At 62.5% G+C, this 24,951-nt stretch carries 21 protein-coding genes; 4 read left to right on the forward strand and 17 right to left on the reverse strand.

Annotated features, from left to right (window positions below):
* Positions 1 to 9 precede the first annotated feature (9 nt).
* The 8 genes from fdxA to FHG09_RS19895 all read right to left on the reverse strand — a co-directional run bounded on the left by fdxA (position 10) and on the right by FHG09_RS19895 (position 7,382).
* Positions 10 to 336 (reverse strand): ferredoxin, encoded by a 327-nt coding sequence (gene fdxA / locus FHG09_RS00220; protein WP_152345700.1) that lies wholly within the window; start codon positions 334 to 336, stop codon positions 10 to 12.
* A complete protein-coding gene (cobA, locus tag FHG09_RS00225; RefSeq protein WP_152345701.1) occupies positions 333 to 1,145 on the reverse strand; it encodes a uroporphyrinogen-III C-methyltransferase in 813 nt (270 codons plus the stop codon). Before cobA ends, fdxA begins: the two co-directional genes overlap by 4 nt.
* The gene (locus FHG09_RS00230) at positions 1,142 to 2,545 is read right to left on the reverse strand and encodes a sulfate adenylyltransferase subunit 1 (protein WP_152345702.1); all 1,404 of its coding nucleotides are present in this window, start codon (positions 2,543 to 2,545) and stop codon (positions 1,142 to 1,144) included. The genes cobA and FHG09_RS00230 overlap by 4 nt, the downstream gene beginning before the upstream one ends.
* Positions 2,545 to 3,489 carry a sulfate adenylyltransferase subunit CysD gene (gene cysD / locus FHG09_RS00235; RefSeq protein ID WP_152345703.1) on the reverse strand — a complete coding sequence of 315 codons (945 nt, stop codon included), beginning with the start codon at positions 3,487 to 3,489 and terminating at the stop codon, positions 2,545 to 2,547. Before cysD ends, FHG09_RS00230 begins: the two co-directional genes overlap by 1 nt.
* A complete protein-coding gene (locus FHG09_RS00240; RefSeq protein ID WP_152345704.1) occupies positions 3,486 to 4,274 on the reverse strand; it encodes a phosphoadenylyl-sulfate reductase in 789 nt (262 codons plus the stop codon). The genes cysD and FHG09_RS00240 overlap by 4 nt, the downstream gene beginning before the upstream one ends.
* Positions 4,271 to 5,995 (reverse strand): nitrite/sulfite reductase, encoded by a 1,725-nt coding sequence (locus FHG09_RS00245; RefSeq protein ID WP_152345705.1) that lies wholly within the window; start codon positions 5,993 to 5,995, stop codon positions 4,271 to 4,273. Before FHG09_RS00245 ends, FHG09_RS00240 begins: the two co-directional genes overlap by 4 nt.
* 128 nt (positions 5,996 to 6,123) lie before the next feature.
* Positions 6,124 to 7,071 (reverse strand): sirohydrochlorin chelatase, encoded by a 948-nt coding sequence (locus FHG09_RS00250; protein WP_152345706.1) that lies wholly within the window; start codon positions 7,069 to 7,071, stop codon positions 6,124 to 6,126.
* Positions 7,068 to 7,382, reverse strand: a complete 315-nt coding sequence (locus FHG09_RS19895) for a hypothetical protein (RefSeq protein WP_227492459.1) — start codon at positions 7,380 to 7,382, stop codon at positions 7,068 to 7,070. The genes FHG09_RS00250 and FHG09_RS19895 overlap by 4 nt, the downstream gene beginning before the upstream one ends.
* Before the next feature lie 253 nt (positions 7,383 to 7,635).
* Between FHG09_RS19895 and FHG09_RS00260 the strand changes: the two genes are divergently transcribed.
* Positions 7,636 to 8,556: a sulfite exporter TauE/SafE family protein gene (locus FHG09_RS00260; RefSeq protein WP_152346226.1), complete on the forward strand. Its 921-nt coding sequence runs from the start codon at positions 7,636 to 7,638 to the stop codon at positions 8,554 to 8,556.
* A 523-nt stretch (positions 8,557 to 9,079) separates the two neighbouring features.
* On the opposite strand, the gene FHG09_RS00265 is transcribed toward FHG09_RS00260, so the two are convergent.
* From FHG09_RS00265 to FHG09_RS00280, 4 genes are all read right to left on the reverse strand, one after another.
* A complete protein-coding gene (locus tag FHG09_RS00265) occupies positions 9,080 to 10,351 on the reverse strand; it encodes an MFS transporter (RefSeq protein WP_152345708.1) in 1,272 nt (423 codons plus the stop codon).
* A 352-nt stretch (positions 10,352 to 10,703) separates the two neighbouring features.
* Entirely contained in the window at positions 10,704 to 11,546 is an 843-nt protein-coding gene (locus tag FHG09_RS00270; protein ID WP_152345709.1) for a hypothetical protein, read from the reverse strand.
* 565 nt (positions 11,547 to 12,111) lie between these two features.
* On the reverse strand, positions 12,112 to 14,253 hold the full coding sequence (locus tag FHG09_RS00275; RefSeq protein WP_152345710.1) for a DEAD/DEAH box helicase: 2,142 nt from the start codon (positions 14,251 to 14,253) through the stop codon (positions 12,112 to 12,114).
* Positions 14,254 to 14,262: 9 nt separating this feature from the next.
* Positions 14,263 to 15,111, reverse strand: coding sequence for a DUF1837 domain-containing protein (locus FHG09_RS00280; RefSeq protein ID WP_193627226.1), 849 nt, complete (start codon positions 15,109 to 15,111; stop codon positions 14,263 to 14,265).
* Positions 15,112 to 15,422: 311 nt separating this feature from the next.
* Between FHG09_RS00280 and FHG09_RS00285 the strand changes: the two genes are divergently transcribed.
* Entirely contained in the window at positions 15,423 to 17,951 is a 2,529-nt protein-coding gene (locus FHG09_RS00285; protein ID WP_152345712.1) for an excinuclease ABC subunit UvrA, read from the forward strand.
* Positions 17,952 to 18,031: 80 nt separating this feature from the next.
* Here the strand turns inward: FHG09_RS00285 and FHG09_RS00290 are convergent, their stop codons facing one another.
* The 5 genes from FHG09_RS00290 to FHG09_RS00310 form a co-directional block, all read right to left on the reverse strand.
* Positions 18,032 to 18,376, reverse strand: coding sequence for a hypothetical protein (locus tag FHG09_RS00290; protein WP_152345713.1), 345 nt, complete (start codon positions 18,374 to 18,376; stop codon positions 18,032 to 18,034).
* A gap of 594 nt (positions 18,377 to 18,970) precedes the next feature.
* The gene (locus tag FHG09_RS20315) at positions 18,971 to 19,717 is read right to left on the reverse strand and encodes a nucleotide-binding protein (protein ID WP_152345714.1); all 747 of its coding nucleotides are present in this window, start codon (positions 19,715 to 19,717) and stop codon (positions 18,971 to 18,973) included.
* Positions 19,718 to 19,846: 129 nt separating this feature from the next.
* Entirely contained in the window at positions 19,847 to 20,677 is an 831-nt protein-coding gene (locus FHG09_RS00300) for an ABC transporter ATP-binding protein (protein ID WP_152345715.1), read from the reverse strand.
* Positions 20,670 to 21,527, reverse strand: a complete 858-nt coding sequence (locus FHG09_RS00305) for an ABC transporter permease (protein WP_152345716.1) — start codon at positions 21,525 to 21,527, stop codon at positions 20,670 to 20,672. The genes FHG09_RS00300 and FHG09_RS00305 overlap by 8 nt, the downstream gene beginning before the upstream one ends.
* Positions 21,528 to 21,598: 71 nt before the next feature.
* Entirely contained in the window at positions 21,599 to 22,924 is a 1,326-nt protein-coding gene (locus tag FHG09_RS00310) for an FAD-dependent oxidoreductase (RefSeq protein ID WP_152345717.1), read from the reverse strand.
* A 124-nt stretch (positions 22,925 to 23,048) separates the two neighbouring features.
* On the opposite strand from FHG09_RS00310, the gene FHG09_RS00315 reads away from it, so the two are divergent.
* A complete protein-coding gene (locus FHG09_RS00315) occupies positions 23,049 to 24,200 on the forward strand; it encodes an ImmA/IrrE family metallo-endopeptidase (RefSeq protein WP_193627227.1) in 1,152 nt (383 codons plus the stop codon).
* A gap of 2 nt (positions 24,201 to 24,202) precedes the next feature.
* Positions 24,203 to 24,703 carry a DUF4411 family protein gene (locus FHG09_RS00320; protein WP_152345719.1) on the forward strand — a complete coding sequence of 167 codons (501 nt, stop codon included), beginning with the start codon at positions 24,203 to 24,205 and terminating at the stop codon, positions 24,701 to 24,703.
* Positions 24,704 to 24,951: the final 248 nt, after the last annotated feature.

Here is a 24,951-nt window from a genome sequence, read left to right on the forward strand (position 1 = left end):
TGTCCTCGTTCAGTCGTCGGTGTTCTGCGGGGGCAGGCCCGCAACGTAAGCATGGTCTTTGTCGATGACCCCGTGGGCGGCGGCCCCGCCCGGGGAGCCGATGTCGTCGAAGAATTCGACGTTCGCCTTGTAATACTCTTCCCACTCATCGGGGACATCGTCTTCGTAGAAGATCGCCTCGACGGGGCAGACAGGTTCGCAGGCTCCGCAGTCGACGCATTCGTCGGGGTGGATGTAGAGGGAGCGGGTGCCTTCGTAGATGCAGTCGACCGGGCATTCTTCGATGCAGGCACGGTCCTTCACGTCCACGCAGGGCTGCGCGATGATGTAGGTCATGGGTTCCTCAGCAGTTCGGCCGTGTGCGCGGCGGCGGGGTCGAGCGCCGAGGTGAACGCACCGTCGGCGTAGGGGCTCAAGGTTACGACATCGCCTGCGACGATGATCGCCGGTGACCGGACGCCTCGGCGGGCGGCATGGAAGGCGATCGTGCCCAGCGTCCCGATCGTCACCCGCTGCCGATCACCGAATCCGTCCTCGACGATCGCGACAGGGCAGTCGGTTCCGCGCTCACCTGCGGCGAGCACCCCGGCCGAGTGGATGAGGGTGCCCACGCCCATGAGGATGACGACCGTGTGGTCGCGTCCCCCGCCGATCTCGGCGAGCTGATCGTGACCGGTCGCGACCGTGTACGAGGTGGCCACGCCTCGGTGGGTGAGCGGGATTCCGGCGAGCGCGGTCACGGAGTTCGCGCTGGTCACCCCGGGTACGACGCGCACGTCGATGCCTGCGGCCCGGCAGTGGGCGATCTCCTCTCCCCCACGTCCGAAGACGAAGGGATCCCCGCCCTTGAGGCGGACGACCCGCAGACCCCGCCGGGCCTGTTCGACGAGGATGTCGTTGATCCGCTCCTGCGGCACCGGGTGATGACCCGGCTGCTTGCCGACATCGATGATCTCAGCATTCAGGGCCTCGCCGCGTTCGGCCTCGAGTTGGTCGATGACAGAGCGCGCGCCGAGGCGGTCGGCCACGATGACCTCGGCACCTTCCAGTGCGCGCAGACCGGCGACGGTGAGCAGCCCGAGGTCTCCGGGACCGGCCCCGATGAGCAGCACGCTGCCCGGGGTCTGCGGTGGGAAATGCGTCATGAGGCCGGCTCCTGTGCGTGGTCCTGGTTGTCTGCGGCTTCGCGTGCCTGCGGGTCGCCTGACTCGGGGGTGTGGATTCCCGCGGCGAGCGTGTTCCCCGACTGCGCGTCGATGATGACGAACGCTCCGGCCGAACCGTGCGCGCGGAAGTCCGGGATCGGCAGGGCCGCCGAGAGCTTCACCTCGGCCAAGCCGATGTCGTTGCCGGCGAGCGCCTCGGCGGGTTCGATCCGCGAGGTCTCGAGGTTGCGGCGGGCGGTGACGGTGACGATGGCCTTCACCGTCGTCGTACCCGTCTTCACGAGCACCCGTTGACCGGTGCGCAGTCCGTCGGCGGTGAAGGGGAACACCTCGGCGCGCAGCTCCCGTCGCGGTTCGGGCAGGGTCCCGGCGGCGGCGATGGCGCTGCCGCGTGCCGTGTCGACGTCGTCGGCCAGGCGCAGCGCGACCGACAGGGGTGCGCTTGCGGTCTCGAGGGGGCCGTCGGCGGTGTCGATGCCGATGACCGTGGACGTCACCCCGGCCGGGTGGATCTCGATCTCATCGCCGAGGCGAACCTGACCCGAGGTGATCTGACCGGCCACCGCCCGGTAGTCGCGGTAGTAGTCGGGGTCGAGTCCCGGGGCCAGTCCCCCTTGCGGGCGCAGCACCGTCTGCACGTCGAGGCGGAAGGGTTCGAAGTCCGCGGTGTCCGCGTCCGTGCTCGGCAGGGTCTCGAGCAGGTCGAGCAGCGACGGCCCCTGATACCACGGGGTGTTGTCCGAGATAGTGGCGATGTTGTCGCCGGCCAGGGCGGAGATCGGGATGAGGTGCGGAGCGTCGAGGCCGATCTCTCCGGCGAGGTCCTTCAGATCGTTTTCGACGCTGTCGATCGCCTGCTGGTCGAAGTCGAGCAGGTCGATCTTGTTGATCGCGATGATGACGTGACGGATGTTCAGCCGGGAGACGACGGTCAGGTGCCGGCGGGTCTGTTCGGTCGCGCCGGTGCGGGCGTCGATGAGGACGACGACGGCATCGGCGGTCGAGGCTCCCGTGACCATGTTCCGGGTGTACTGCACGTGCCCGGGGCAGTCGGCGAGGATGAACGAGCGTTTGTCCGTGGCGAAGTAGCGGTAGGCGACGTCGATCGTGATGCCCTGTTCGCGTTCGGCCCGCAGACCGTCGGTGAGCAGGGCGAAGTCGAACTCGCCTCCTAAGAATCCGCGTTCCCGGCTGGTGGCGGTGACAGCGGCGAGCTGGTCGGCCAGGATCGCCTTCGCATCGTGGAGGAGTCGGCCGACGAGTGTGGACTTGCCGTCGTCGACGGATCCGGCAGTGGCGAAGCGCAGCAGCGTCTTCGTCGTCGTGTCCACCGAGGCGGCTGTGTCGCTGGTCGTTGTGGTGGTGGGTGTGGTCGTCATCAGAAGTACCCGTCCTTCTTCCGGTCTTCCATCGCCGCGGCCGAGATCCGGTCGTCGGCGCGTGTGGCACCGCGCTCGGTCACAGTGGTGGCGGCCACCTCGGCGAGGATGGATTCGAGGTCGCCGGCGGCCGATTCCACGGCCCCGGTGCAGCTCATGTCTCCGACGGTGCGGTAGCGGACCGTCCTGCGGGTGAGCCTCTCGTCGTCGCGCGGGACGGAGAATTCGCCGGTCGCCCACCACATGCCATCGCGGTTGAAGACCTCGCGTTCGTGGGCGAAGTAGAGCTCGGGCAGGGCTATGTCCTCCCGGGCGATGTAGCTCCACACGTCGAGTTCGGTGAAGTTCGAGATCGGGAACACGCGCACGTGTTCGCCGGGCAGGTGGCGTCCGTTGTAGAGGTTCCACAGCTCGGGGCGTTGGCTGCTGGGGTTCCAGCCGCCGAATTCGTCGCGCAGCGACAGGATCCGCTCCTTCGCCCGGGCCTTGTCCTCGTCCCGGCGGGCCCCACCGAACACGGCGTCGAATCCGCCGTCGGTGATGGCGTCGAGCAGCGGTTGGGTCTGGAGGGTGTTGCGGGTGCCGTCGGGGCGTTCGCTCAGCCGGCCGTCGTCGAGGTAGTCCTGGACCTTGGCGACTGTGAGGTCGAGGCCGAATCGCTGGGCGGTCTCGTCGCGGAAGCGGATGATCTCGGGGAAGTTGTGTCCGGTGTCGACGTGGAGGAGCCCGAAGGGGATCTTCGCCGGCCAGAACGCCTTCGCTGCGAGGTGGAGGACGGTCACGGAGTCCTTGCCGCCGGAGAACAGCAGCACGGGGTTGTCGAACTCGGCGGCGACCTCACGGATGATGTGGATCGCCTCGGATTCGAGGATGTCGAGGGTGGACAGGGTGTCCGTGGGTGTCCCGGTGGTGGTCGAGGTGGTCAGTAAGGTGTCGATGCTCATGTGTGGAGTCCGCATTCTGTCTTGTTCGTGCCTGACCAGCGGCCGGCTCGGGGGTCTTCGCCTTCGGCGACGGGGCGGGTGCAGGGTTGGCAGCCGATCGACGGGTAGCCCTGCGACAGCAGAGGGTTGACCGGCACGTCGAAGGCACGGGCGTAGTCGGTGAGGTCATCGAAGGACCACGCGGCCAGAGGGTTGACCTTGACCAGGCCGTTCTTCTCATCGAAGGTGATCAGCGGCGTGTTGATCCGGGTCGGAGCCTCGTCGCGGCGGACCCCGGTGAACCAGAGTTCGTAGCCGTTCAGGGACTTCTTCAGGGGCGCGACCTTGCGGCGGGCGCAGCACAGGCCGGGGTCGCGGGCGAAGAGGTCCTTGCCGAACTCGGCATCCTGCTCTCCCACGGTCTGCTCCGGGAGGACGTCGACGATGTGGACATCGACCTTCCGGGCCACCTCGTCGCGGGTGTCATAGGTCTCACGAAAGTGGTAGCCGGTGTCGAGGAAGAGGACGTCGACGCCGGGCTGGTACTGGGCGACGTAGTGCGGCAGGGCGGCGTCGGCCATCGAGCAGGCCACGGCGCACGCGGCGGTGTCGAAGTTCCGGGACACCCAGCGGATGACGTGGGCGGGGTTGGCCTCGGGGACCCCGTTCTCCGGGTCACCGCCGAGTTCACGGGCTCCCGCCTCGGCGAGGGCTTTCAGTTCCTCGATGGGCCGCGGTTCGGGGCGCCGGCTCTGACCCGGGGTGTCTGCCCGGGTCGCGGTCGTGGTCGTGTCGGTGCTGCTCATGTCAGTTCCTCCTCGTCGACGCGGTGGGCCCATTCGGAGAATGTCTCGGTCTCTGATCGTCCGGCGAGGAATCGGCGGACGAGCTTCTCGACGTAGTCAGTGAGGTTCTCGGCGGTGACCTTGAGCCCGCGGACGGTGCGGCCGAGTCCGGCTTCGTCCCGGTCCTTCGAGGCCAGGCCGCCGCCGACGTGGACCTGGAAGCCGGGGACCTGCTCCCCGTCGTCGGTGGTGACGATCTGGCCCTTGAGCCCGATGTCGGCGGTCTGGATGCGGGCGCAGGAGTTCGGGCAGCCGTTGAGGTGAAGGCTGATCGGGTGGGGCAGGTCGATGCCGGCGAGGTGCTCTTCGAGCTTCTCGACGGCGTCGGCGGCGGTCTGCTTGGTCTCGACGATGGCGAGTTTGCAGAATTCGATGCCGGTGCATGCGATCGTCGAGCGGCGGAAGAGGTCCTTGCGGCTGGACAGGCCCAGGGCGTCGAGGCCCGCGACGACGTCATCGACATCGGCTTCGTCGATGTCGAGCAGCAGGACCTTCTGGTGCGGGGTGGTGCGCAGCCGGGTGGATCCGAACTTCTCGGCGAGGTCGACGAGCTGGCCGAGCAGGGTGCCCGAGGCGCGGCCGGCGATGAGGGTGACGCCGATGAAGTAGCGGCCGTCGGCCTGTTTGTGCACGCCGACGTGGTCGCCTGCCGTCAGGGGTTTGGCCGGTGCGGGACCGTCGGCGAGTCTATAGCCGAGGTATTCGGTCTCAAGGATCTCGCGGAGCTTCTCCGGTCCCCAGTCGGCGAGCAGGAACTTCATGCGGGCCTTGTTGCGCAGTCGACGGTAGCCGTAGTCGCGGAAGATCTGGGTGACGCCGAGCCACGTCTCGACGACTTGGTCGGGGGCGACCCAGGTGCCGAGGCGTTCGGCGAAGCGGGGGACGACGGACAGGGCGCCGCCGACCCACAGGTCGTAGCCGATGCCGTGCTCGGGGTGTTCGACGGCGACGAAGGAGCAGTCGTTGATCTCGTGGACGACGTCCTGGCTGGGGTGGCCGGTGATCGCGGTCTTGTATTTGCGCGGCAGGTTCGACAGCGACTCGTCGCCGATGTAGCGCCGCGAGATCTCTTCGATCGCCGGGGTGGGGTCGATGAGCTCGTCGGCGGCGATGCCGGCCACGGGTGAGCCGAGGATGACGCGGGGGACGTCGCCGCAGGCTTCGGTGGTCTGCAGGCCGACGGCTTCGAGGCGGCGCCAGATCTCTGGCATGCTCTCGATCTCGACCCAGTGGAGTTGGATGTTCTGCCGGTCGGTGAGGTCGGCGGTGCCGCGGGCGAACTCGTTGGAGATGTTCGCGATGACCCGCAGCTGTTCGGTGGAGAGTTTGCCGCCGTCGATGCGGATGCGGAGCATGAAGTATTCGTCTTCGAGCTCATGCGGTTCGAGTTTCGCGGTGCGGCCGCCGTCGATGCCGGGTTTGCGCTGTGTGTACAGGCCCCACCAGCGGAAGCGGCCGTGCAGGTCGTCAGGATCGATCGAGGAGAATCCGTGCTTGGCATAGGTCTCCTCGATGCGGGCGCGAACGTTGAGGCCGTTGTCTTCGGCCTTGTCGATCTCGTTTTTGTTCAACGGTTCATGGCCATCGATCTTCCACTGCCCATTGGACTTCTTCGGGCGCGCGGGCCGCTTGGCGGCTCGTTTACCTGCTGTTTCCTTGTTCTCTTCCACCTGAGTGGACATTGCTGTCTCCAAACGCTGCGGGGAACCAGTGATGAGTCACGCTACATGAATGCCGGATTGCTCAACAACTCTTCGAGGAAATTGTGTCATGGAGTGACATATGACGACACAGACCGCTGAGAGTGCGGTCAGGCGTTGAGCACTTGCGGGACGGGGTCGTGGGCTTGGGTGCGATTGTGAGCCTGGGCGCGATCGTGCGCGTCGCCTTCGGCATGGGCGTCGCCGAGGCTGCCGTCTTGCCCGCGGCCGCGGACGCCTTCGCAGACTCGGTCGTGGACACTTTCGCGCACTTCGTCGCGGACGTGGACGTCTTCGCGGACTCGGTCGCGGACGAGATCGACGAGCCGGGGCGGCACGGCGGCAGCACTGCTGCCATCGGTGAGCAGGGGCGGAGCAAGGACGCCCACCGGGCCACTGCCTGCAGCCCCGCTCCTCACGCCGCCACTCACACCGCCGCCCTCGACGAGTTTGCGTGCGAGGTCGTCAAAGAAGCCCGGGGCCAGCAGATAGTTCGCGAGCACGGGTCGGGCGCCGCGACTCCGACTCTCCTCGACGAGGTCTTTCAACGGCACTCCCGCGCCGGCGAGGAATCCGACCTCGACGGGACGCTCGAGCTCTGTGGCCAGCAGCCTGCCCATCTCGCGGCAGGACTCGTTCGCCCGCTCGTCGCTCGAGCCTGCCGCGGCGAGGATCACCTCATCACTTACGCGCAGCGGCGGGAGGCGGTCGGCAAGAACTTCCGCGAGCCGGAGGTCGGGCCCGAGGGTGGCAGCGAGCCGAACGTCGCGGCCGGCAGCTTCGGCACGACCAACCGCCTCGGCGAGGTCGACGTGGACGTGATACCCCGGCGAGAGCAGCAGCGGCACGAGCACGACCGGACGATCGTCGGGCAGACGGGCGATCACCTCGTCGACATCGGGGCTCTGGACGTCCACATGGCCGAGCATCACCTCGCCGGCGAGCCCACGGATGCGCAGATCCGTGGCGACCTCGGCCGCGAGCACCTCAATGAGGACCTGACCGGTGGGCGATGAGGTTCCGTGGGAGATCAGACCCACCGACGGCAGCCCCGTCATCGCCGACGCCCCTGGAGAATTCCCAGCGCCCGCTCTCCCGCGGGCACCGGGGCTACCGGGGCCGCCGAGGTCGCCGGGGTCGCCGGGGCTACCGGGGGCACCGAGGTCACCGGGGTCGCCGGGGCCACCGAGGTCGCCGGGGTCGCCGGGGCTACCGGGGGCACCGAGGTCACCGGGGTCGCCGGGGCCACCGAGGTCGCCGGGGCCACCGAGGTCGCCGGGGTCGCCGGGGCCACCGGGGCCACCGAGCAGGTCGATTGCTCAACGACTGAGCAGCCAGGGCGAGCAGTGATCGTCACGAGTGAATGCATTCGCATAGCGTAACCCATCCGCCTCGACACCGCACACAGCCTATTCATCTGCGAATTTTCGCCATTCTCCGTCATTTTTCGACACATCGCGACCGAGTTCGTAGGATTGCGCCTGTCTTTCCATTCTGCTCAACAGTTTCGCTAGTGTGTGCTGTCAGCACGCTTCTGCGTTTCTCACACCGTCCGCACCGTCGACGTCGTCCACATCGTCTGCGCCTCTACATCCTTCGCGTCATCCACGAAAGGCAAGCACATGCGTCAGCTCATCATCCTCGGAATAGTCGGCCTCATCGCGCAGCTCATCGACGGCTCCCTGGGCATGGCCTATGGGGTCACCTCAACCACGCTGCTGCTCGCGGCGGGCACGGCACCGGCGGCCGCCTCGGCGGCGGTGCACTTCTCCGAGCTGGGCACGACTCTGGTCTCGGGGATCTCCCATCACCGGTTCGGCAATGTCGATTGGCGGACGGTCGGGATCCTCGCCGGGCCCGGGTTCGTCGGGGCGATCGCCGGTTCGACGTTCCTCGCCAGCCTCGACGGGGAGGCGGTGACCCCGTGGATTTCGGGAATCCTGCTCGCGCTCGGGGTCTATGTCATCTGGCGGTTCCTCGCTCTGGGCGGCAGGCGTCCGGAGTTCCGGTCACGGCCCAGCGCGGGGATGCTCGTGCCGGTCGGGTTCGTCGGCGGGGCGCTCGATGCCATCGGCGGTGGCGGCTGGGGCCCGGTCGGGACGACGACGCTGCTGTCATCGGGACGCCTGGAGCCGCGGAAGGTCATCGGGTCGATCGATACGAGCGAGTTCGTCGTCGCCGTCGGCGGTTCGCTCGGGTTCCTCATCGCGCTCGGCTCGCAGGGCATCGAATGGCAGATCGTGGCGGCGCTGCTCGTCGGCGGTGTCATCGCCGCACCCTTCGCCGCGTGGCTGGTGAAGCTGCTGCCGGCGAAGGTGCTGGCCGTCGCCGCGGGAGGCATCATCATCCTCACGAACGTCCGCACCATCCTGCTCACCTTCGGGCTCGAGAGCTCATCGGTGTGGCTGGTGCTCGGAGTCTTGGCTCTCGTGTGGTTCGCGCTGCTCGCCCACGTCGTGCGGGTCGAGCGGACTGCGGCGAAGGCGCGGCGGGACGAGGACTCCGCAGCGGCGGCCGGGTCCGAAGCGCCCGTCGGCCGGTGAGGTCTCCGGCGGTGCGGCCCTCGGCCGGTGAGGCCTCCGGCGGTGCGGCCTTCTGCCGGTGAGCGGCCCTCACTCCGCCGCCGCGGCGCAGGCTCACCGCCTCCTCACCGCAGGCTCACTGCCTCGAGTCAGTTTCGCCCGGATTCCCCGCCGCCAAGCCACCCAACCGCCTCAGGTAACGCGAAACTCGAAAAACACGCCACCAGCGACGCGAAAAACGAGCTTCGCGTTACCTGACGCCGCTCCGGAACTTGGCTCGAGCTCGATCTCTCGGTGCCGACCTCTACGCCTTGATCACCGCTTTGCTCGAAATTCCTACTGCGCCAACCGCCGCGGGTAACGCGAAACTCGAAAACAACGCCGCCGGCGACGCGAAAAACGAGCATCGCGTTACCTGAGGCTGATTTGGAGCCGCGAAAGCGGCAACGGACCCGACTCTGCGAGCGTGCAGGGTCGGGTCCGTTGCATGACGGGACGGGCCCGCGGGGAGGATGGACCGCCTCGGCGAGGGTGAGCCGAACGATCAGCGCTGCCTGTAGAGCTTCCGAGCCATGATCACGCCGATGAGGGAGAGCAGGGACAGGGCGGCGTAGTAGAAGCCGGGCACGGTCAGCAGGCCCGTCGCGCCGAGCAACGCGGTGAGGATGAGCGGGGCGAAGCCGCCGAAGATCGCGACACCGAAGCTGTAGGCGATGGTCATGCCGGAGCTGCGCACCTTGACGGGGAACAGTTCGGACAGCAGGGCCGGCATCGGGCCGAAGTAGAAGACCATGAACAGGCCGACGATCGCCTCGCACAGGGTGAGGACTGGGATCGTGGGATTCGCGGCCAGGAGAATGAACATCGGCCACGCGACGATGATGCCCACAATCGCTGTCGGGATCATCACGGTCGTCGGGCCCACGCGGTCGGCCAGACGACCGGCGAACGGTGCTCCGATGAGGGTGATGAGGCCGGCGACGACGGCGCCGGGGAACGCCGCCCAGGCGTCGAGGCCGAGGTTGGTGACGGCGAACTGCGGCAGGTACGTGATGAGGTAGACCGAGATCGTGGCCATCGCGATGATGAGGAACGCTGAGAACAGGCGCCCGAAGTGCTCGCTGAGGAGAACGCGCAGCGGGTTGTCGGTCTTCTCGGCGGCCTTGAATTCGGGGGTGTCGTCCATCTTCGAACGGATGTACCAGCCGACGGGTCCGATCAGCAGACCGATGGCGAAGGCCACTCGCCATCCCCAGGAGTGCAGGGCCTCTTCGCTCAGGGTCGAGCTGAGGACCCATGAGATTCCGGCGGCGAGGAACATCGAGATGCCCTGGGTCGCGGTCTGGAATGAGGCGTAGTAGGCCTTGCCGCGCTTGGCGTTCTCGGTGAGGAAGGCGGTGGCCGATCCGAATTCGCCGCCGGCGGAGATTCCCTGGATGATGCGGGCGATGATGAGTCCGATTGAGGCCCAGATGCCGATCGTCGCCTCGCCGGGCAGGACGACGATGATGAACACGCCGAGGGTCATCAGACCGATCGTCAGCGACAGGGCAGATTTGCGTCCGTGCTTGTCGGCGTAGCGGCCGATGAGGATGGCGCCCAGCGGGCGGACGACGAAGGTGATGGCGAAGGTCGCCCAGGTCATCAGCTGCGCGGACAGGCCCTCGCCCGGGTAGAAGACCGCAGTGATCGAGGTGGCCATGAACCCGAAGAGGATGATGTCATACCACTCGAGGGCATTGCCCAGTCCGGCCGCGAGTACGGCTTTGCGGGCGCGGGACTTCTCTTCGCGGGACTCGACGGGTGTCTCAGTCATCGTGTGCCTCTTCTTGGTGGTGGGGTTACTGTCGTCCAGTCGGTCGGCGGGCGTGCCGGTAGGCTAGTCAGCGATGCAGGTTTTGTCGCGCTTCTTCTCGGGATGGCGCGGTTCTGTGGTCTCGACGGCAAAGTCGGTGGCCGCGTACTTGCCAGCAGATGAGTCTAGCCCTGTAGCGTCAGAGCACAACAGCGCGTCTCAGTAGGTGGCTAGGCTTCGTTTCTAACTAGGGCACCGCGCTTAGTACAAAAAATCACAACTGGCCAGAGCTATTACACTAAGGAGTACGCCTTGTTCATAGCAGCGACAGGGCCGCTAATCTGGTCACTTTGCCGACCTGTAGTGGCGGTGGCTAACTAGTCCGCAGTATGTTGCGAATACGTACACCGAGTTCGAGCTTAAGCTGTTTCAAACCGATGTCTGACGTCTCGTACTTCAGAGTTCGAAGATGCTTCAAGTCAAACGGTATCTCGTCAGTCGCTTGTGTGAGCGGAATACATTGTCGGCCGAGAGTGTGCGCGATTCCAGTTTCATAGAAAACGTTGGCATTGTGACTTGTGTAATCAGTGATGACAATTCTTGCGCGCCATAATAGCCCCACAATGTCATCCATGATTGCGTCTTCGGCCCAAATTGAATCGGCCCGATCACAGTTCAAGCCGACGTCGAATACTGTGTGCTGGATTGTCTCCCAGACTGGCTCGAATTCTCGACTGAATGGCATCATCACTACGACCAAGTTCTCGTCGGTCGGACCGTCGGGAAAATTGAGGTACTTGCGGCTGGGACAAACCGTTTCAGAAGACTGCCTTCGTTCAAGCAGGGTGCGATAGAGGTCGATGTCTTTAACTATGAGTCTGGTCCTGTGGAAACCCCAAGGCTGCTCGATGTCGAAAGCGTCCTGGTTAGCGAGAAGCTCGTTAACGGGGATTGGGGCAATGTTCACGTTAGGGGTGAACTGCAACATGTAGCTATTGCCGCTCGGCGAAATACGGCTCAGTGTTCCCACTCTAGCCACGTCGGATGATCCCTCTGGGGCCACTTCTGGCATGGCAAGGGTCGGTAGCTTAAGTAGCTCGGTGAAATCGCCGCTACCCAGTTTCAGACGATCGATGACGCGAGTCTCTGTACCTTCCAGAAGACGATCTTTAGAGAGCGCGCCGCCTTCCGGCAGACCTATGAGCATGTTGAACAAGGAGTCACCTCTCTTATGGCTTTCGTCAAGTTTGGGTCTATCTATATTTTCAATTCTAAACAGTGGTCCAAGCCGGAAACTCTAGAAGTACCGGCCCTCTTGGATTTCGAATACCGCTCGCCAGGTGTTCTCCTACTTCCAGAGTTATATAGGTTCAGTTCCCCGGCGCCGAGACCCGTTTCCACGAAGTCTCCAGAACATAGTTCATCGCCGCGGCCGCGGCTGACGACTTGTGCGTGAACGAATTATGCATGATCGACCACACTTTGAGTACGGATTGTGGCACCACACGTAACTCCATCTGCACGTCTCTTTCCTTCTCGAGGATGTGCTAGACCATCCCAGTCAAAGCACCCACCCCTTCGCGAAGCGCAAGGCACTCCTAAATTACCCCGAATACGCAGGAATGTCGGAACTCCGAGAGCCACACGGCTCCAAACGCGAACACGGCAGCTAGCGTTTTGAGCGCAATATTCCATAGACTCCCGCTGTTGCAATTCGGCCACCTGTGTCACAGCAAGGCCCTTGATAGAGCTATATTGCTATCCGCAAGTGGCCACGAACATCAATCCGCGTCCTGGGCCGAACTTGTGTTCATGCCAAGACCGGCCAGCACGTCATCCACAATCCATAACTCAACTGCCGACAAGCTCGACCGGACCGACTGTTGTTGGGCAAGCCGCACGAATGAATCCAACACTTCTGAGACTTCAGCGGCCTGCACCATTCCCAGCTGGGAAAAGCGAAGGGCCAGCGGTAGCGGCAGGCCATACTCATCTAGGTCCAAAAGGCTTGGGGCGAGAAACAAGCTCTCGATCTGCGAGAGGTAGTACTCGTAGTTACTACGCTGCTCGTTCGCTGAGGTGGCTACTTCGTTATAAATTCGTTGGCAGGCGCGTAGCAATGAGGGGATGGTAAACCCCATCCAATTGCGCTGGAACGCGAGAACAGTCGACACCACGTCGCTGCGGTCTTCATTCGGGAAGCGGTATTCGCTCTGCCGAGCAACCAACTCAAGGAGGTCACCTTGCGTATCACGTACAGCGCCGAGCATGCCCCACATACGGTTGACGTTCATCCCTCGGCGCTGTCTCGGCGCCAAAAGGTTCAGGAGCCCGAACTCCAACACGGAACGAGCCTGCTCATTGGTAGGGTATCCCGTCCACGCAAAATTGCTCCGCAATCCCTTATTTGCGCGCAGTAGTCGGGCTGCTTCGACTTGAATTTCAGGGTCATACCCTCGATTGGCTTTGATAGTATCCAACGATAGGTCCGATTGAGTCATCACATTGTCGAGGCGCCCTCTTGAATCACTATTAAGGCTCTCTTTAGGGAGCTGGACAATGGACGAGAGTGGAGCGCTCTCAGATTGCGAGTCGATGGGGATGTCTACCTCCATTTTCTCCACGTTCGGGGGCTCCATATAGCTGATCACGTTGCCAACGAAGTGGCTGGACATTCGTCCAGCTCGCCCCCGCACGTTACTGAATGTAAAGTAGTCGATGGGCCGACGATCGATCTTCTTATCGTAGACAATCACGTTCCTCGCCGTAGTGTTAACACCCTCGATCAACGTAGTTGTGCATACAAGCGAGCTGATTTTCCCTGATCCGAAGAGCCGGATCATGATTCGTTGCAGGCTTCGAGGCATTGGGCCGGTATGCGTACCGACGCCTCCCTTCAGCGCTTCGACAACACGCCATGAAGGATGGAAATTCTCAGCAAGCCAGTCCGCAACCTGGGTTGCGAAATTGTCCGTGGCTAAAGCGGGCTGAAACTGAGATATGGCAACTGCAACTCGCTCCGCGCGAGGTGGCGCAGACACGAACGTGAGCGTAGACCCTTCTAGCGCAGGCCAGTACTCCGCCATGTCGGCAAGGCGATCCTCATCAGGGATAAACGAGCGATCCTCAATATCCACGGCCACTGTCTTATAATCAGACACCAACAAACTTCCACGCAGGTCGGAGTCCAACGTCGTTGCAAGGCTGTCCACGTTTGGGCCGGTGAGATAATACTGCGCACCCGTAGATCGAAGACGACTCCAAGCTATATTGAGCATGCTCATGCGCTGGTCGTCCGGATTGCTGGAACCCAGTTTATAGAATTCGTCAATCATGAAGAGGCCGACCTCAGGTAGATCCGGCAATTCGAGAAAACGCTCTTGCGTGAGAACGTATATGTTGCGTTCGGCTGGCTTTTGACTGGGATGCGTCACGAGATTGTATTGGTTGGCGATCCTAACTAGTCGACGGCGCACCTCATCGATTAGTGCAATTGTCGGAACAATCACGACGATATTCCTCCACATCCCGGAAGCGACAAGAGCATCGAGTATGACCGATTTCCCGAACGAGGTTGGGGCTGAGAGAATGATGCTCTTACCATCCATCAATTGGTAGAAAATCTTGGACTGATCTGAATGGAAGAAGAAGTCATCGCCTCGAAGATCGACGTTCGGTCGGTGAAACTCGACCGCAAGTGCTTCAGCCGTCGATAGCGCTAGTTTGGATGGGCTCAAATAGGGATATAGCCCAAAATGGATACAAAGCGAGTCGACCACCGGGTCAACCGCCAAGGCTCCGGTATAAGAATCAAGAAACCGGATAAGTCGTTCCCGCCCCTCCTCATGGAGTTCCGGTTTCCTCGTGTATCGGGCGAGGTCCTTCAGCTCACTAAAGTACGGAGCATCGAGTTGCTCGGTCACGCACGTCTCCTATAGCGTCTGGTACTTCATGAGGGTCTCGTGGGCAATGTCGCGCACGGCTTTCGTGTCTTCCAGCGGAAGTACGATGAAGTGAATAGCCAAAGGAAAGTCGTATGGAAGTTTGTCCTTGAAATCCTGCCAAGCTTCCTTTGCCTCTACAATGAGGTCCGCAATGTACGGATCACAGACCTTGTCGTAGGTTCCGATGGTGGCGGATTGGTATGTTAGGAGCACTGGCATGACAAGTCGATCCACGATTACGTCAAGTGAGGTGTTGTCGTCAAGCAATTCTTTCAGCTTCTCTACATGCTCCCACCCGTCATCGAATTTGTTCGATATCGCTAGAAATTCCTTTCGCAGGAACTCGTTGCCCATGTGCTCATTGAGACTGGCGACAACAGCTGAGATGGCTGATTTCATGTCGACATAGAGCTTTGCCTCCCCGAGCCACAGGTCGAGCTCGCCAGTGTCGTTCACTACCACGTGGACAGCGTCGAAGCCCTTTGCAGTATCGTTAGGCGTGTCGAGGAAGTAGATCTTGCTTACGGCGGGTTCTGCACCATAGAAGTCTCGGAGAATGCCGTGGAGAAAGAGTTCGCCGAATTCTCCTCGCCGCTTGTAGTTATCGGTGGCATAGACCATCTTCGCCGACCGGGCAAGCGCCGCTGCAGCACTGTCACCGTCGATTTTTTTCCACTCGGAGAAGCTAAGAGCGAAGGAGTTTAGGTGCCGTCGGAAAAAATCACGGACTAGTTCGTGAGCTCGCCAGCGGGTTTGCTCATACCCAACACAGAAAACGCTGAATGTGGGCTCAATCGAATCGTCGCTGTCACGACACACTAGCAACGGCTTACTCACGTGACCCTCCCCTGTTTCCCTTTGGCCCCAGTGTATTGCAGACAGCTGGCGGTGAAGGCACTGACCATCTATGGCTAAGACCAAGAGCGCCCAGCGTCTTAATCGGCATTACGTCGCGTCTTAAAGAGCAACCGTGTCCTTACGCCGACTATGTTGTGATCGATAGACCGTCTCTCCTTTCAGAAATGCGCGAACTTGCCGGTCGAGGGCCGAACTGAACACTTTGCAGGTTTTGATTTGAACAGATTGCAGACGTTCAGGACGCCGGCCGAACCCACGTCCGTGTCACCCCCGCTTGCTACGATCACGATATGTCGACCGAAGCCCGGAATCCTGCCCCTGCCACAGCGGTCGAGGTCCGCGGTGCCCGCGTGCACAACCTGCGCAACATCGACATCGACGTGCCTTTGAATACCCTCGTCGCCATCGCCGGGGTCTCCGGGTCGGGCAAATCCTCGCTGGCCATGGGCGTCCTCTACGCCGAAGGCTCCCGCCGATACATCGAAGCACTGTCGACCTACACCCGCCGGCGCATGGCTCAAGCCGCCCGCGCCGATGTCGACACCGTCCGCCACATTCCCGCCGCCCTCGCCCTGCGGCAACGTCCCGGAGTCCCCGGGGTCCGCTCGACGTTCGGCACCTCGACCGAGCTGCTCAACGTCATCCGCCTGATGTTCTCCCGGCTGGCCTGCCACCTCTGCCCGAACGGACACCGACAGAAACCGACCCTCAACGTCGCCGCCGAGGAACCTTTCGACTGCCCCGAATGCGGTGAGACCGTCCAAGTCCCCGGCGCCGAGGAGCTCGCCTTCAATTCCGGTGGCGCCTGCCCTCGCTGCGAGGGCATCGGCACGATCAGAGAAGTCGATGACGACTCACTCATCCGCGACCCGAACATCTCGATCGACGACGGCACCGTCATCCCCTGGCAGATGTTCGGCTTCAACGTCCAACCGCAGATCGCCCGCGAATTCGGCGTCCGCACCGACGTGCCCTGGCGCGACCTGGAAGATTGGGAACGCGACATCGTCTTCAGCGGCCCCGAGGAGAAGAAGCACATCACGGTCACCTCGAAGAAGGGACTGCACGACCTCGACTTCACCTTCCGCAACGCCCGCCTGACGGTGACCGAAGAGCTCAAACGCGCCGACAATGAGAAGCGCTTCGCCAGAGTCAGCCGATTCCTCTCCGAACAGGTCTGCCCCGACTGCCACGGCACCCGCCTCTCCCCCGCCGCCAGGGCACCTCGCATCGGTGAACTCGGCCTCGCCGAGGCAACAGCGATGACCCTCGACGAACTCGTCGACTGGGCGGCAGATGTTCCTGCCGGGCTCCCGACGCCGATGCAGTCGATGGCCAGATCATTAGTGGACGCGCTGCTCGGGATGGCCCGCCGGCTGCTCGACCTCGGCCTCGGGTACCTCGGACTCGACCGGGCCGGGTCCTCACTGTCGACCGGTGAACGCCAACGCGTCCAGCTCTCCCGCGCGGTTCGCAACGAGACCACCGGAGTCCTCTACGTCCTCGACGAACCCTCGATCGGGCTCCACCCCTCGAACACCAAGGGCCTGCAAGGCGTCATCACCGATCTCCTCGACGAGGGCAACTCCGTGGTCATGGTCGACCACGATCCGCTCGTCCTCCGCGAAGCCGATCACCTCATCGAGATCGGTCCCGGGTCCGGCCGCGACGGCGGCACGGTCGTGGCCACCGGCACCGTCGCGGATCTCGACAGCCGCCGCCAATCCCGCATCGGCCCCTACCTCACCGGACGCGCCGAAACCCTCGTGCGCGCCCCCACGGCCGCCTCGGCGACGTTCGAGCACGGTCGGATCCGGCTGCGCACCGCACCGCTCCACACGGTCCACGCCCTCTACGCGGAGCTCCCCAGGCAGCGGCTGACCGTCGTCACGGGAGTGTCCGGATCGGGCAAGACCACCCTCGTCCTCGACAGCCTCGTCCCCGCACTCAAGGCCGCAGACGAGCGTTCGCGACCCGATCATGTGCGTGAGATCGACGCCGAGGGGATCGACCGCGTCAACGTCGTCGACGCCACCCCGATCGGCATCAACGTCCGCTCCACCGTGGCCACCTATTCCGGCGTCCTCGACGACCTCCGACGTGCGTATGCTCGCCTCGATTCGGCGAAGAACGCCGGGCTGACGGCCGGCGATTTCTCGTACAACACGGGCTCGCTGCGCTGCCCGAAATGCGAGGGAACCGGCGAAATCACCCTCGACGTGCAGTTCCTCCCCGACGTCGACATCCCCTGCCCCGATTGCGAGGGCCGACGGTTCAGTCCCGACGCGGATGAGTACTGCCGCGCATCGGATGCCGATGGCCAGCCGCTGTCGCTGCCGGATCTGCTGGCGATGACCGTCGCCGAGGCGCTCCCCCACCTCGGCGAGATGCGGAAAGTCCATGCCCGGCTGCAGGCACTGCAGGATGTGGGGCTCGGGTATCTCACCCTCCACGAGGCTACACCGGCACTGTCCGGCGGTGAGGCGCAGCGGCTCAAGCTCGCCACCGAGCTCGGGAAGTCTCAGCAGCACACGCTCTTCGTCTTCGACGAACCGACCGTGGGCCTGCACCCCGAGGACGTGCGTGTGCTCGTGAGCGTCTTCCAGCAGCTGCTCGATCAGGGAGGAACGGTCCTCGTCATCGAACACGACCTCGACATGATCGCCAATGCCGACTGGATCATCGACCTCGGCCCCGGCGGAGGTCAGGACGGCGGCCAGATCGTGGCGACCGGAACCCCGGGGCAGGTCGCGGACTCCGCACACAGCGTGACCGGCGAGTACCTCAGCGCCCACCTGAAGCCGAACTCTGCCGGATAGGGTCTGCCGAATAGGGTCTGCCGAATAGAGACAGAGCCGACCCGCGGTCCGAGCGCACGTCGCGGCTCACCTGAGCGGTTTCAGGCCCCGCTTGCGGCAGCGCCCACGCAGAGGACGAGTCCGACGAGCGAGGCAACGGCCATGCCGATCATTGCTCCGGCCATGACCCACAGACGCACTCGGCCTGGTCGAAAGACGAAGCGGGCAATGAGAAGGATCAGGTAAAGCACCGCCGCTATGACGATCGTCGTGATCGCTGTGGGCACCGCCGTGCTGCCAGAGACGATGATCGCCGTGAGCACGCCCGCGATGACGACGAGGAAGATCCCACCAGCCACGATCCAGATGGTGCCCGACGAGCTGCGCAGCGCAGGCTGATCACTGATGCGCCGCGACTCGATCGGTTCACGGGAACTGTTGTCCATGCGGTCGAATGTACCGAGCGAACCGTGCCTCGGCTAGGGGGTGCGGTGCCTCAGCCCGGCTCCTGCTCCACTTCCTTCGCCTTCTCGGCCTTCTCTGAGACGCCGCTCGTTCTAAGAATCCGTTTAAGCGAACGTTTCCAGTAGAGAGTTTCGCCTGATACACGCACAGCTGCCTCAAAGACTGAATGATGTATCGCCGACATATCTACATACTGCCATGGAACCGGCACTGGGCAAGATCTTCACCACGGGGTGCGAAAAGTTTCACGAGTCAATCCACTGCACCCAGGCGCATAGACCAGATGGCCGCAGAGACATGGGGGCGATTTTCCGAGTAGATTCTGGGTCGTTCCGGCCAGCACGGTCAAGAATGACAATGGCATACGTGTAAACTAGTTAAGTCGCGTTACAAGTTGCTGGATTCCCGCTCGGGTAGCGGAGAAGGCGCGATGCCTGAATCCGAACGCAGCTCAGGGACACGAACGAGGCACAGCGAGCCCCATCTGGGAGCCCTTGGTAGAGCCCGAGTTGGAGTGCCGTCGCCCCTTGTTTGACAACCGCAAAGGTAACCTTTCGAGGGGCGACACGCCTCATTCAGGAGAAGGGGGAGTCTTCGACTGGTCGCCTAATGCTCCTGTTGACTCTTAATCCCTCTGCGCGAAGCTTCGCAACGAACCTTCGCAGTTCATGGCGAGTCGATTCCTGACGCCCCTTAGTAAGTGTGAAGACCTGTCCCTTAGGCGATCTCAGTCGAAACGTAGTCGGACTGTCTGTCTTAACCCGCCATCCTTGCGCGGCTGCATTCCCACTCAAAGTCGATAGCTCTCGTTCCAATACAGTGACTCCTGAGCTCAACGCGCTTAATTGGCGATCACGAGCAACCGGCCCTAAGGCCCTAATTCGTTCTTCTATGCTCATGCCCGCTTCAGTGAGCGCGGCTCCGATGTTCCCATCACTACGCGAAGCATAGGGCAATCTGGTCACTCCAAGTATGTCGCTCGGAATCTTGATGTCCTCTGTCGCCAACATATAGACACGCTTTCGACCCAGAGCACCTGCGAACAAGCCATACTCAAAAACGATATTGTCGCGCATGGCAACAGACGTCTCGCCGCGGCTCTCGTTGATGTCGTCGGGTGTTGCGATCAACACAGCGAAATCAACTCGTTTGGTAACGTCGATCAAAGAGTCTAAAGCATTGCCTCCTGGCTCGAAGACTCCCTGATTCCAGCGAGTGACTAGACAGGCACGGCTTAACACCACCTGAAGATTACGAGCTACATCTTCTCCTTCGGAAGAAGACCCAATAAACAGCCCGACCTCAGAATCTAAACCATCCATGCCGACTATTCTATGTACTCAGCCGGACATTGATAGTTCGCGGGTATCTGACTGACGCCCAGCCATCTGCGAGCACTAAGCGATCCGAGTGACTCTCAAGCTCGAAGCTTCGGCGCTAAGCTCCTGACCTCAGCCCGGCTCCTGCTCCACTTCCTTCGCCTTCTCGGCCCTGGTGAAGGCCTGGTACTTCCGAATGACTTCGAGCGCCGGACCGTCGGCGAGCAGCTCGCCCTTCTCGATCCACAGCGCGCGGTTGCATGTGTCCTTGATCGTGCGCATCGAGTGCGAGACGAGGAAGACGGTACCGGCGTTCTCACGGATGGAGCGGATGCGACCTTCTGAACGGTCACGGAACTTCTTGTCACCGACGTTGAGGGCCTCATCGACGATGAGGATCTCATGCTGCACCGAGGTCGCGATCGCGAACTTCAGCCGCTGGGACATACCCGAGGAATACGTGCGCATCGGCAGGTCGATGAAGTCCTCGAGCCCGGTGAACTCGACGATGTCATCGAACTTTGCGTCGATCTCGGCTTGAGTGAGCCCCAGGGCGAGAGATCCGAGGATGATATTGCGGGCCCCCGAGAGATCGGGGATCAGCGCGGCACCGACACCGAGGAGGTTGGGCCGTGACGTCGCATAGATCGCCCCCTCCGAGGTCGGGGTCAGACCGGTGATCGATCGCATGAGCGTGGACTTGCCGGAGCCGTTGCTGCCGATGACACCGATGGATTCGTTCTTGTGGGCGACGAAGCTGACGCCTTTGAGGGCATGAACCTCTCTGAGCTCACGGCGCTTCGACATGACGTCTTTGCTGCCCAGCTTGAGCTTCTTGCCCGTGGCTAAGGTCTTATAGCGGACATGGACGTTGTCACAGACGACGACGGGCGGATTGTTCCGCGTCACCTCGGGGAGGCTGCCGGTGTAGATCGGGGTCTCTTCAGATGTCTCGTCACTCATCGCGACCGAACCTTTCCTCGGCCTGCCAGAAGAACACGAAGCCGATGATGAAGATGCCGAAGGCCCAGATGGCCAGGTGCCAGAAGTAGTCGTAGGGAATCACACCGTCCTTCATGAGGATGCCGCGAGCGATCGCCAGGACGTTATTCAGTGGCTGCCAGTCGGCGAAGGGCTGCAGCGCCGGGTTGATCTTCTCCACCATGACCTTGAGGTCGAAGAAGACTCCGGAGGTGTAGAAGATCATCCGAGAGATGAACGGGGTGACCTGGGACAGGTCCCGGAAATGGACGGTCGCGCGGGCGAAGATGAACGCCACTCCCTGGTTGAAGATCCAGAACAGTATCACCAAGGGGATGAAGAGGAACCATTCCCAGTTGGGGCGTGCACCCCACAACATGACGAGCAGCGCCATGAAGATGAAGGTGGGGATGAAATTGAGGAGGTTCTGGAACACCGTGGCGATCGGCAGCACGATGCGTGGGAACGGCAGCGATTGGACGAGAGACGCGTTGCCGATGATCGACTTCGCACCGCCGTTCATCGAGGTGTTGAAGAACTCGAGGACGAAGACGCCGATGATGACGAAGGGGGCGAAGTCATCGGGGCGCGCGGTGGCACCCTTCATGATGTAGCCGAAGACCGTGCCGTAGATGAGCGCTGAGAATGCCGGGCGCAGCAGCACCCAGAGCATACCGAGGCGGTTGCGTTCGTTCTCGGACTGCATCCGATACTTCGCGAGCGTGTACGTGAAGTCGCTGCGGCTGAGAAGCTGTTTGACGTATTGGGGCAAAGACGGCCGTCCACCCACTCTGTCGAGTCCGTGCTCGGCAGCAAGCCTGGCCATATCCATGAACAGAAAATTCTCTCGTCGGCGACTGGGGATAGAACAGAAAGAGTCTACGGGATGAGACTAGCGCAGACTCACAGTCGGCTGTGAGCCTTGAAGTCGAAGTCCGGGTCCTCCAGTTGGGCTCTCGTGGGGATGTGGTTACCTCCGAGTACCCGTCTGGCGGCGGCCTGCATGGGCGGCCAGTTGAAGGTCTCGACGCCGACGAGTTTCGACTCCGGATCGGGCCCGTCGAAGTGGAAGACCTGGAACTTCGCTCCGGTCGGGTCGTGTCTGATGATCGTGTCGTCGGCGTCGGGGCTGGTCAGACCCGCCGTGAACACTTTCTCCGGGCCTTGGAAGCTCCAGTGCCAGGGCACGTCCGACCAGATTTTCGGACCGGCACCCGAGGCACTCTCTGCACCGTCCTCGCGGCTGTCGGTGTGCGATTTCTCATCGACTTCCACGACGTCTGTCGGAGTATCAGCGAGGAGTTCGGCGAGGAATTTCCCGTGGCTTTCGGCCACCGGTTCGCATGCCCAGGGGTGATCGAGAGCATAGGGTCCGGCCGTGACGGTGGCGCAGTCGCCGGCGGCATAGACACCCGGATGTGATGTTGCCAAACTCTCATCCACGTCCCAGGCATAAGCAGGTCGGTGACCGTCGATCGGGATCAGCCGAGGACGAGCTCCGACGCTGGTGATGAACAGCTCGTGAACATCGGCGCGGATATCGTCCGGGCTCGCCGTGTGGGTGACGAATTCGACCCCCGCGGCCGCGTGTTTTTCGACCAGTGCCCTCCGCACGGGAGCGGAGAGCTGTCTGCGCAGCGGTTCGTCCCCACGCAGGTAGACCGTGGCCTGATGTCCGGCAGCGACCGCCGAGGTGGCCACCTCCATTCCGAGATAGCCGGAGCCCAGCACCCCGACGTTGAGCAGGTGGTCCGACTTCGCGACCTGGTCGAGGATCCATTCGGCATCGCCGAGGTCGTAGACCGGAAGCGCGTCCGGATAGTGCGGGATCTGCTCCCGATTGGCCTCCATCCCCGTGGCGAGGATGCAGTGGGTGAAGTCGATGGACTCCCCCGAGGCCAGGTGGATGGTCCCGGCTGTTGCGTGATGGTTCGACAGCGAGTGGGGGTGTCGCTGGGTCTCCGCGGTGTAGCGGGAGTCGGCGGCCGCCTCGGCGAGGGTGATCTCCTCTGCCCAGTCGCGGACGAAGGTGATGTGCTCTGTCGATTCGAGGTGGTAGGGCAGGTGATGGCGGGCACCGTCGAAGAGGTGCTTCGACAGCGGCGGCCGCTCGCAGGTCTCGCCGGCGCGCGGGTCGATGACGGTGACCGCCTGACCTCGGTCGCTCAGTTCCCGAGCCGCCGTGGTCCCGGCCAGGCCCCCACCGATGATGACGATCCGCTTGCTCATGTCTCCATGCTATGCCTCGCCGAGGCGGTTCGCCGAGAGGTGCGGGTGCCCGGCGCGAATCGTGCCGAGCGGCTCTACGTCAGTCCCTACCGATACACTGGATCCACGTTGGAAGGTGAGGACGATGGCTGTACGCGTACCCGTGGCGCCTGAGGTCGTGGAATGGGCGATGGACCGCTCGCATGACGCGGCTGGCATCTCCGAATCCATGCCCAAGGTCCGGGAGTGGATCGACGGTGTTTCGCGACCGACCTTGAATCAGCTGTCGAACTTTGCTGCGCGAACTGGCACTCCGTTCGGCTATCTGCTGCTGCCTCAGCCTCCGAGACTCGAACTGCCGATAGATGATTTTCGCGATGGCTTCGATGCCGACGCCTACCGTGAACCGTCCTCTGACTTGCTTGCGGTAATCAACCAGAGCATTCGTCGGCAGGACTGGTATCGCGACTATGCCAACGATCTAGATCTTCCTGAGGTTGAAGTCGTCGGACGCGCAGCCGATTGGGAGCCGACTCGAACGGCTGCTGACATGCGGAAGGAACTCGGCTACGAGGTTGCTCAGCGCAGCGGAACTCGGCGTGATCAGCGAAGGTATCTGCTCCAAGCGTTTGAAGACCTCGGCGGTCTGGCTGTGGCGACATCGATGGTTGAGAACAACAACCATCATCTGCTTGACATCGATGAGTTCCGGGGCTTTTCTCTTATCGATGAGACAGCACCCCTCATCTTCGTCAACACCGGACAGACGCTCAACGGGCAACTCTTTACCTTGGCACACGAGTTCGCTCATGTCTGGCGTGGCATCGGCGGGGTGGGGGTCGAGGACCCAGGTCGAACTCCGCAGAGCACGATCGAACGATGGTGCAACAGAGTGGCTTCTGAGTTCTTGGTACCGGAAGCGGATCTGCACAGACATTTTCACGATGTTCACGATGAAGAACTGGTTGCCCAACTCGAGGCCCTATCCCGGATATTCAAGTGCGGGACTCTGGTTGTTCTGCAGGCGATCGAGCGTGCAGGGCTCAGACGGTTCGACGACTTCCCAGCAGCCTACGAAGCCGAAGTCGCCAGGTTGAAAGGACTGAGTCCGCGGCAGAACAGCGGTGGAGACTTCTATGCCAATCAGCCATACAGGATCGGTGAGCGCTTGTCCCACGCGTTGATCGACGATGTTTTCGGTGGCCGCACCGCTGTTGCCGAAGCGATTAAGCTGATGTCGTTCAAGTCGCTGTCCACGTTCGACAAATACGCAAGGCACCTCGACCGAGAGGGCTGACGATGTATCTCCTGGATGCCAATGCGTTTATGGAAGCGAGCCGTCTCTACTACTCGTTTCAGATTGCGCCGGGCTTCTGGCAATGGCTTTCGGATTCGTTCAGGGCGGGCACGGTGGCATCGGTCACCGCCGTGCATGATGAGATTGCCGTCGGTGACGACGAGTTGGCGGACTGGGCCAAAGACTCCGAGCTGCGGCGGTTCTGGCTCCCGGATTCGGCAGAGTCTATTTCGGTTATGGCGGAGCTCGCGGTTTGGGCAAACAGTCCCGAACGAATCTACAAGCCGTCTGCCATATCCGAGTTCATGGGTTCAGCCGACCTTCGGCTGATTGCACAAGCGAAAGCAGTGGGAGCAACTGTTGTCACTCGTGAGACTTCGGAACCGCACAGCAGAAGGAAGATCAAGATTCCGGATGCCGCTCATTCGGTTGATGTCAGTTGTCTGCAGCCGTTCGCGGTGTACGAGTCCCGCGGCCTGCGACTCTCTCAGCAGGATGTATGAGGCGGGGCCTCGTCATTCGGCCTCAATGACGAAATCCTGAATGATCTCGGACCAAGCGTTGATGCACACATGCCCGGTAAGGAAGCCGCCGGGCGACCCTGCGCGACGTGCGTCGGGCCCGCCTAGAAGAGAGTCGGATCTCTTCGGCGGGCCCGTTCCACAGTTACGTGGTCCTGTGCAGACACTGCCACGGCGGGCGTCTCGGATACTTGTCGCACGCGTTCAGAGCGCTCAAGCGACGCACGAAC

Origin of the sequence: Brevibacterium sp. CFH 10365 (assembly GCF_009299785.1) — a bacterium.
Lineage (GTDB): Bacteria > Actinomycetota > Actinomycetes > Actinomycetales > Brevibacteriaceae > Brevibacterium > Brevibacterium limosum.

Bases quoted from the DNA above. Each gene is read 5' to 3' on its own strand.
- FHG09_RS00305 (WP_152345716.1), bottom strand. From the start codon at position 21,527: ATGGATATGGCCAGGCTTGCTGCCGAGCACGGACTCGACAGAGTGGGT.
- FHG09_RS00320 (WP_152345719.1), top strand. From the start codon at position 24,203: ATGTATCTCCTGGATGCCAATGCGTTTATGGAAGCGAGCCGTCTCTAC.
- cysD (WP_152345703.1), bottom strand. From the start codon at position 3,489: ATGAGCATCGACACCTTACTGACCACCTCGACCACCACCGGGACACCC.
- FHG09_RS00240 (WP_152345704.1), bottom strand. From the start codon at position 4,274: ATGAGCAGCACCGACACGACCACGACCGCGACCCGGGCAGACACCCCG.
- FHG09_RS00310 (WP_152345717.1), bottom strand. From the start codon at position 22,924: ATGAGCAAGCGGATCGTCATCATCGGTGGGGGCCTGGCCGGGACCACG.
- FHG09_RS00260 (WP_152346226.1), top strand. From the start codon at position 7,636: ATGCGTCAGCTCATCATCCTCGGAATAGTCGGCCTCATCGCGCAGCTC.
- FHG09_RS00265 (WP_152345708.1), bottom strand. From the start codon at position 10,351: ATGACTGAGACACCCGTCGAGTCCCGCGAAGAGAAGTCCCGCGCCCGC.
- FHG09_RS00250 (WP_152345706.1), bottom strand. From the start codon at position 7,071: ATGACGGGGCTGCCGTCGGTGGGTCTGATCTCCCACGGAACCTCATCG.
- FHG09_RS19895 (WP_227492459.1), bottom strand. From the start codon at position 7,382: ATGCATTCACTCGTGACGATCACTGCTCGCCCTGGCTGCTCAGTCGTT.
- FHG09_RS20315 (WP_152345714.1), bottom strand. From the start codon at position 19,717: ATGGATGGTTTAGATTCTGAGGTCGGGCTGTTTATTGGGTCTTCTTCC.
- FHG09_RS00285 (WP_152345712.1), top strand. From the start codon at position 15,423: ATGTCGACCGAAGCCCGGAATCCTGCCCCTGCCACAGCGGTCGAGGTC.
- FHG09_RS00245 (WP_152345705.1), bottom strand. From the start codon at position 5,995: ATGTCCACTCAGGTGGAAGAGAACAAGGAAACAGCAGGTAAACGAGCC.
- FHG09_RS00230 (WP_152345702.1), bottom strand. From the start codon at position 2,545: ATGACGACCACACCCACCACCACAACGACCAGCGACACAGCCGCCTCG.
- FHG09_RS00300 (WP_152345715.1), bottom strand. From the start codon at position 20,677: ATGAGTGACGAGACATCTGAAGAGACCCCGATCTACACCGGCAGCCTC.
- FHG09_RS00315 (WP_193627227.1), top strand. From the start codon at position 23,049: ATGGCTGTACGCGTACCCGTGGCGCCTGAGGTCGTGGAATGGGCGATG.
- FHG09_RS00290 (WP_152345713.1), bottom strand. From the start codon at position 18,376: ATGGACAACAGTTCCCGTGAACCGATCGAGTCGCGGCGCATCAGTGAT.
- cobA (WP_152345701.1), bottom strand. From the start codon at position 1,145: ATGACGCATTTCCCACCGCAGACCCCGGGCAGCGTGCTGCTCATCGGG.
- fdxA (WP_152345700.1), bottom strand. From the start codon at position 336: ATGACCTACATCATCGCGCAGCCCTGCGTGGACGTGAAGGACCGTGCC.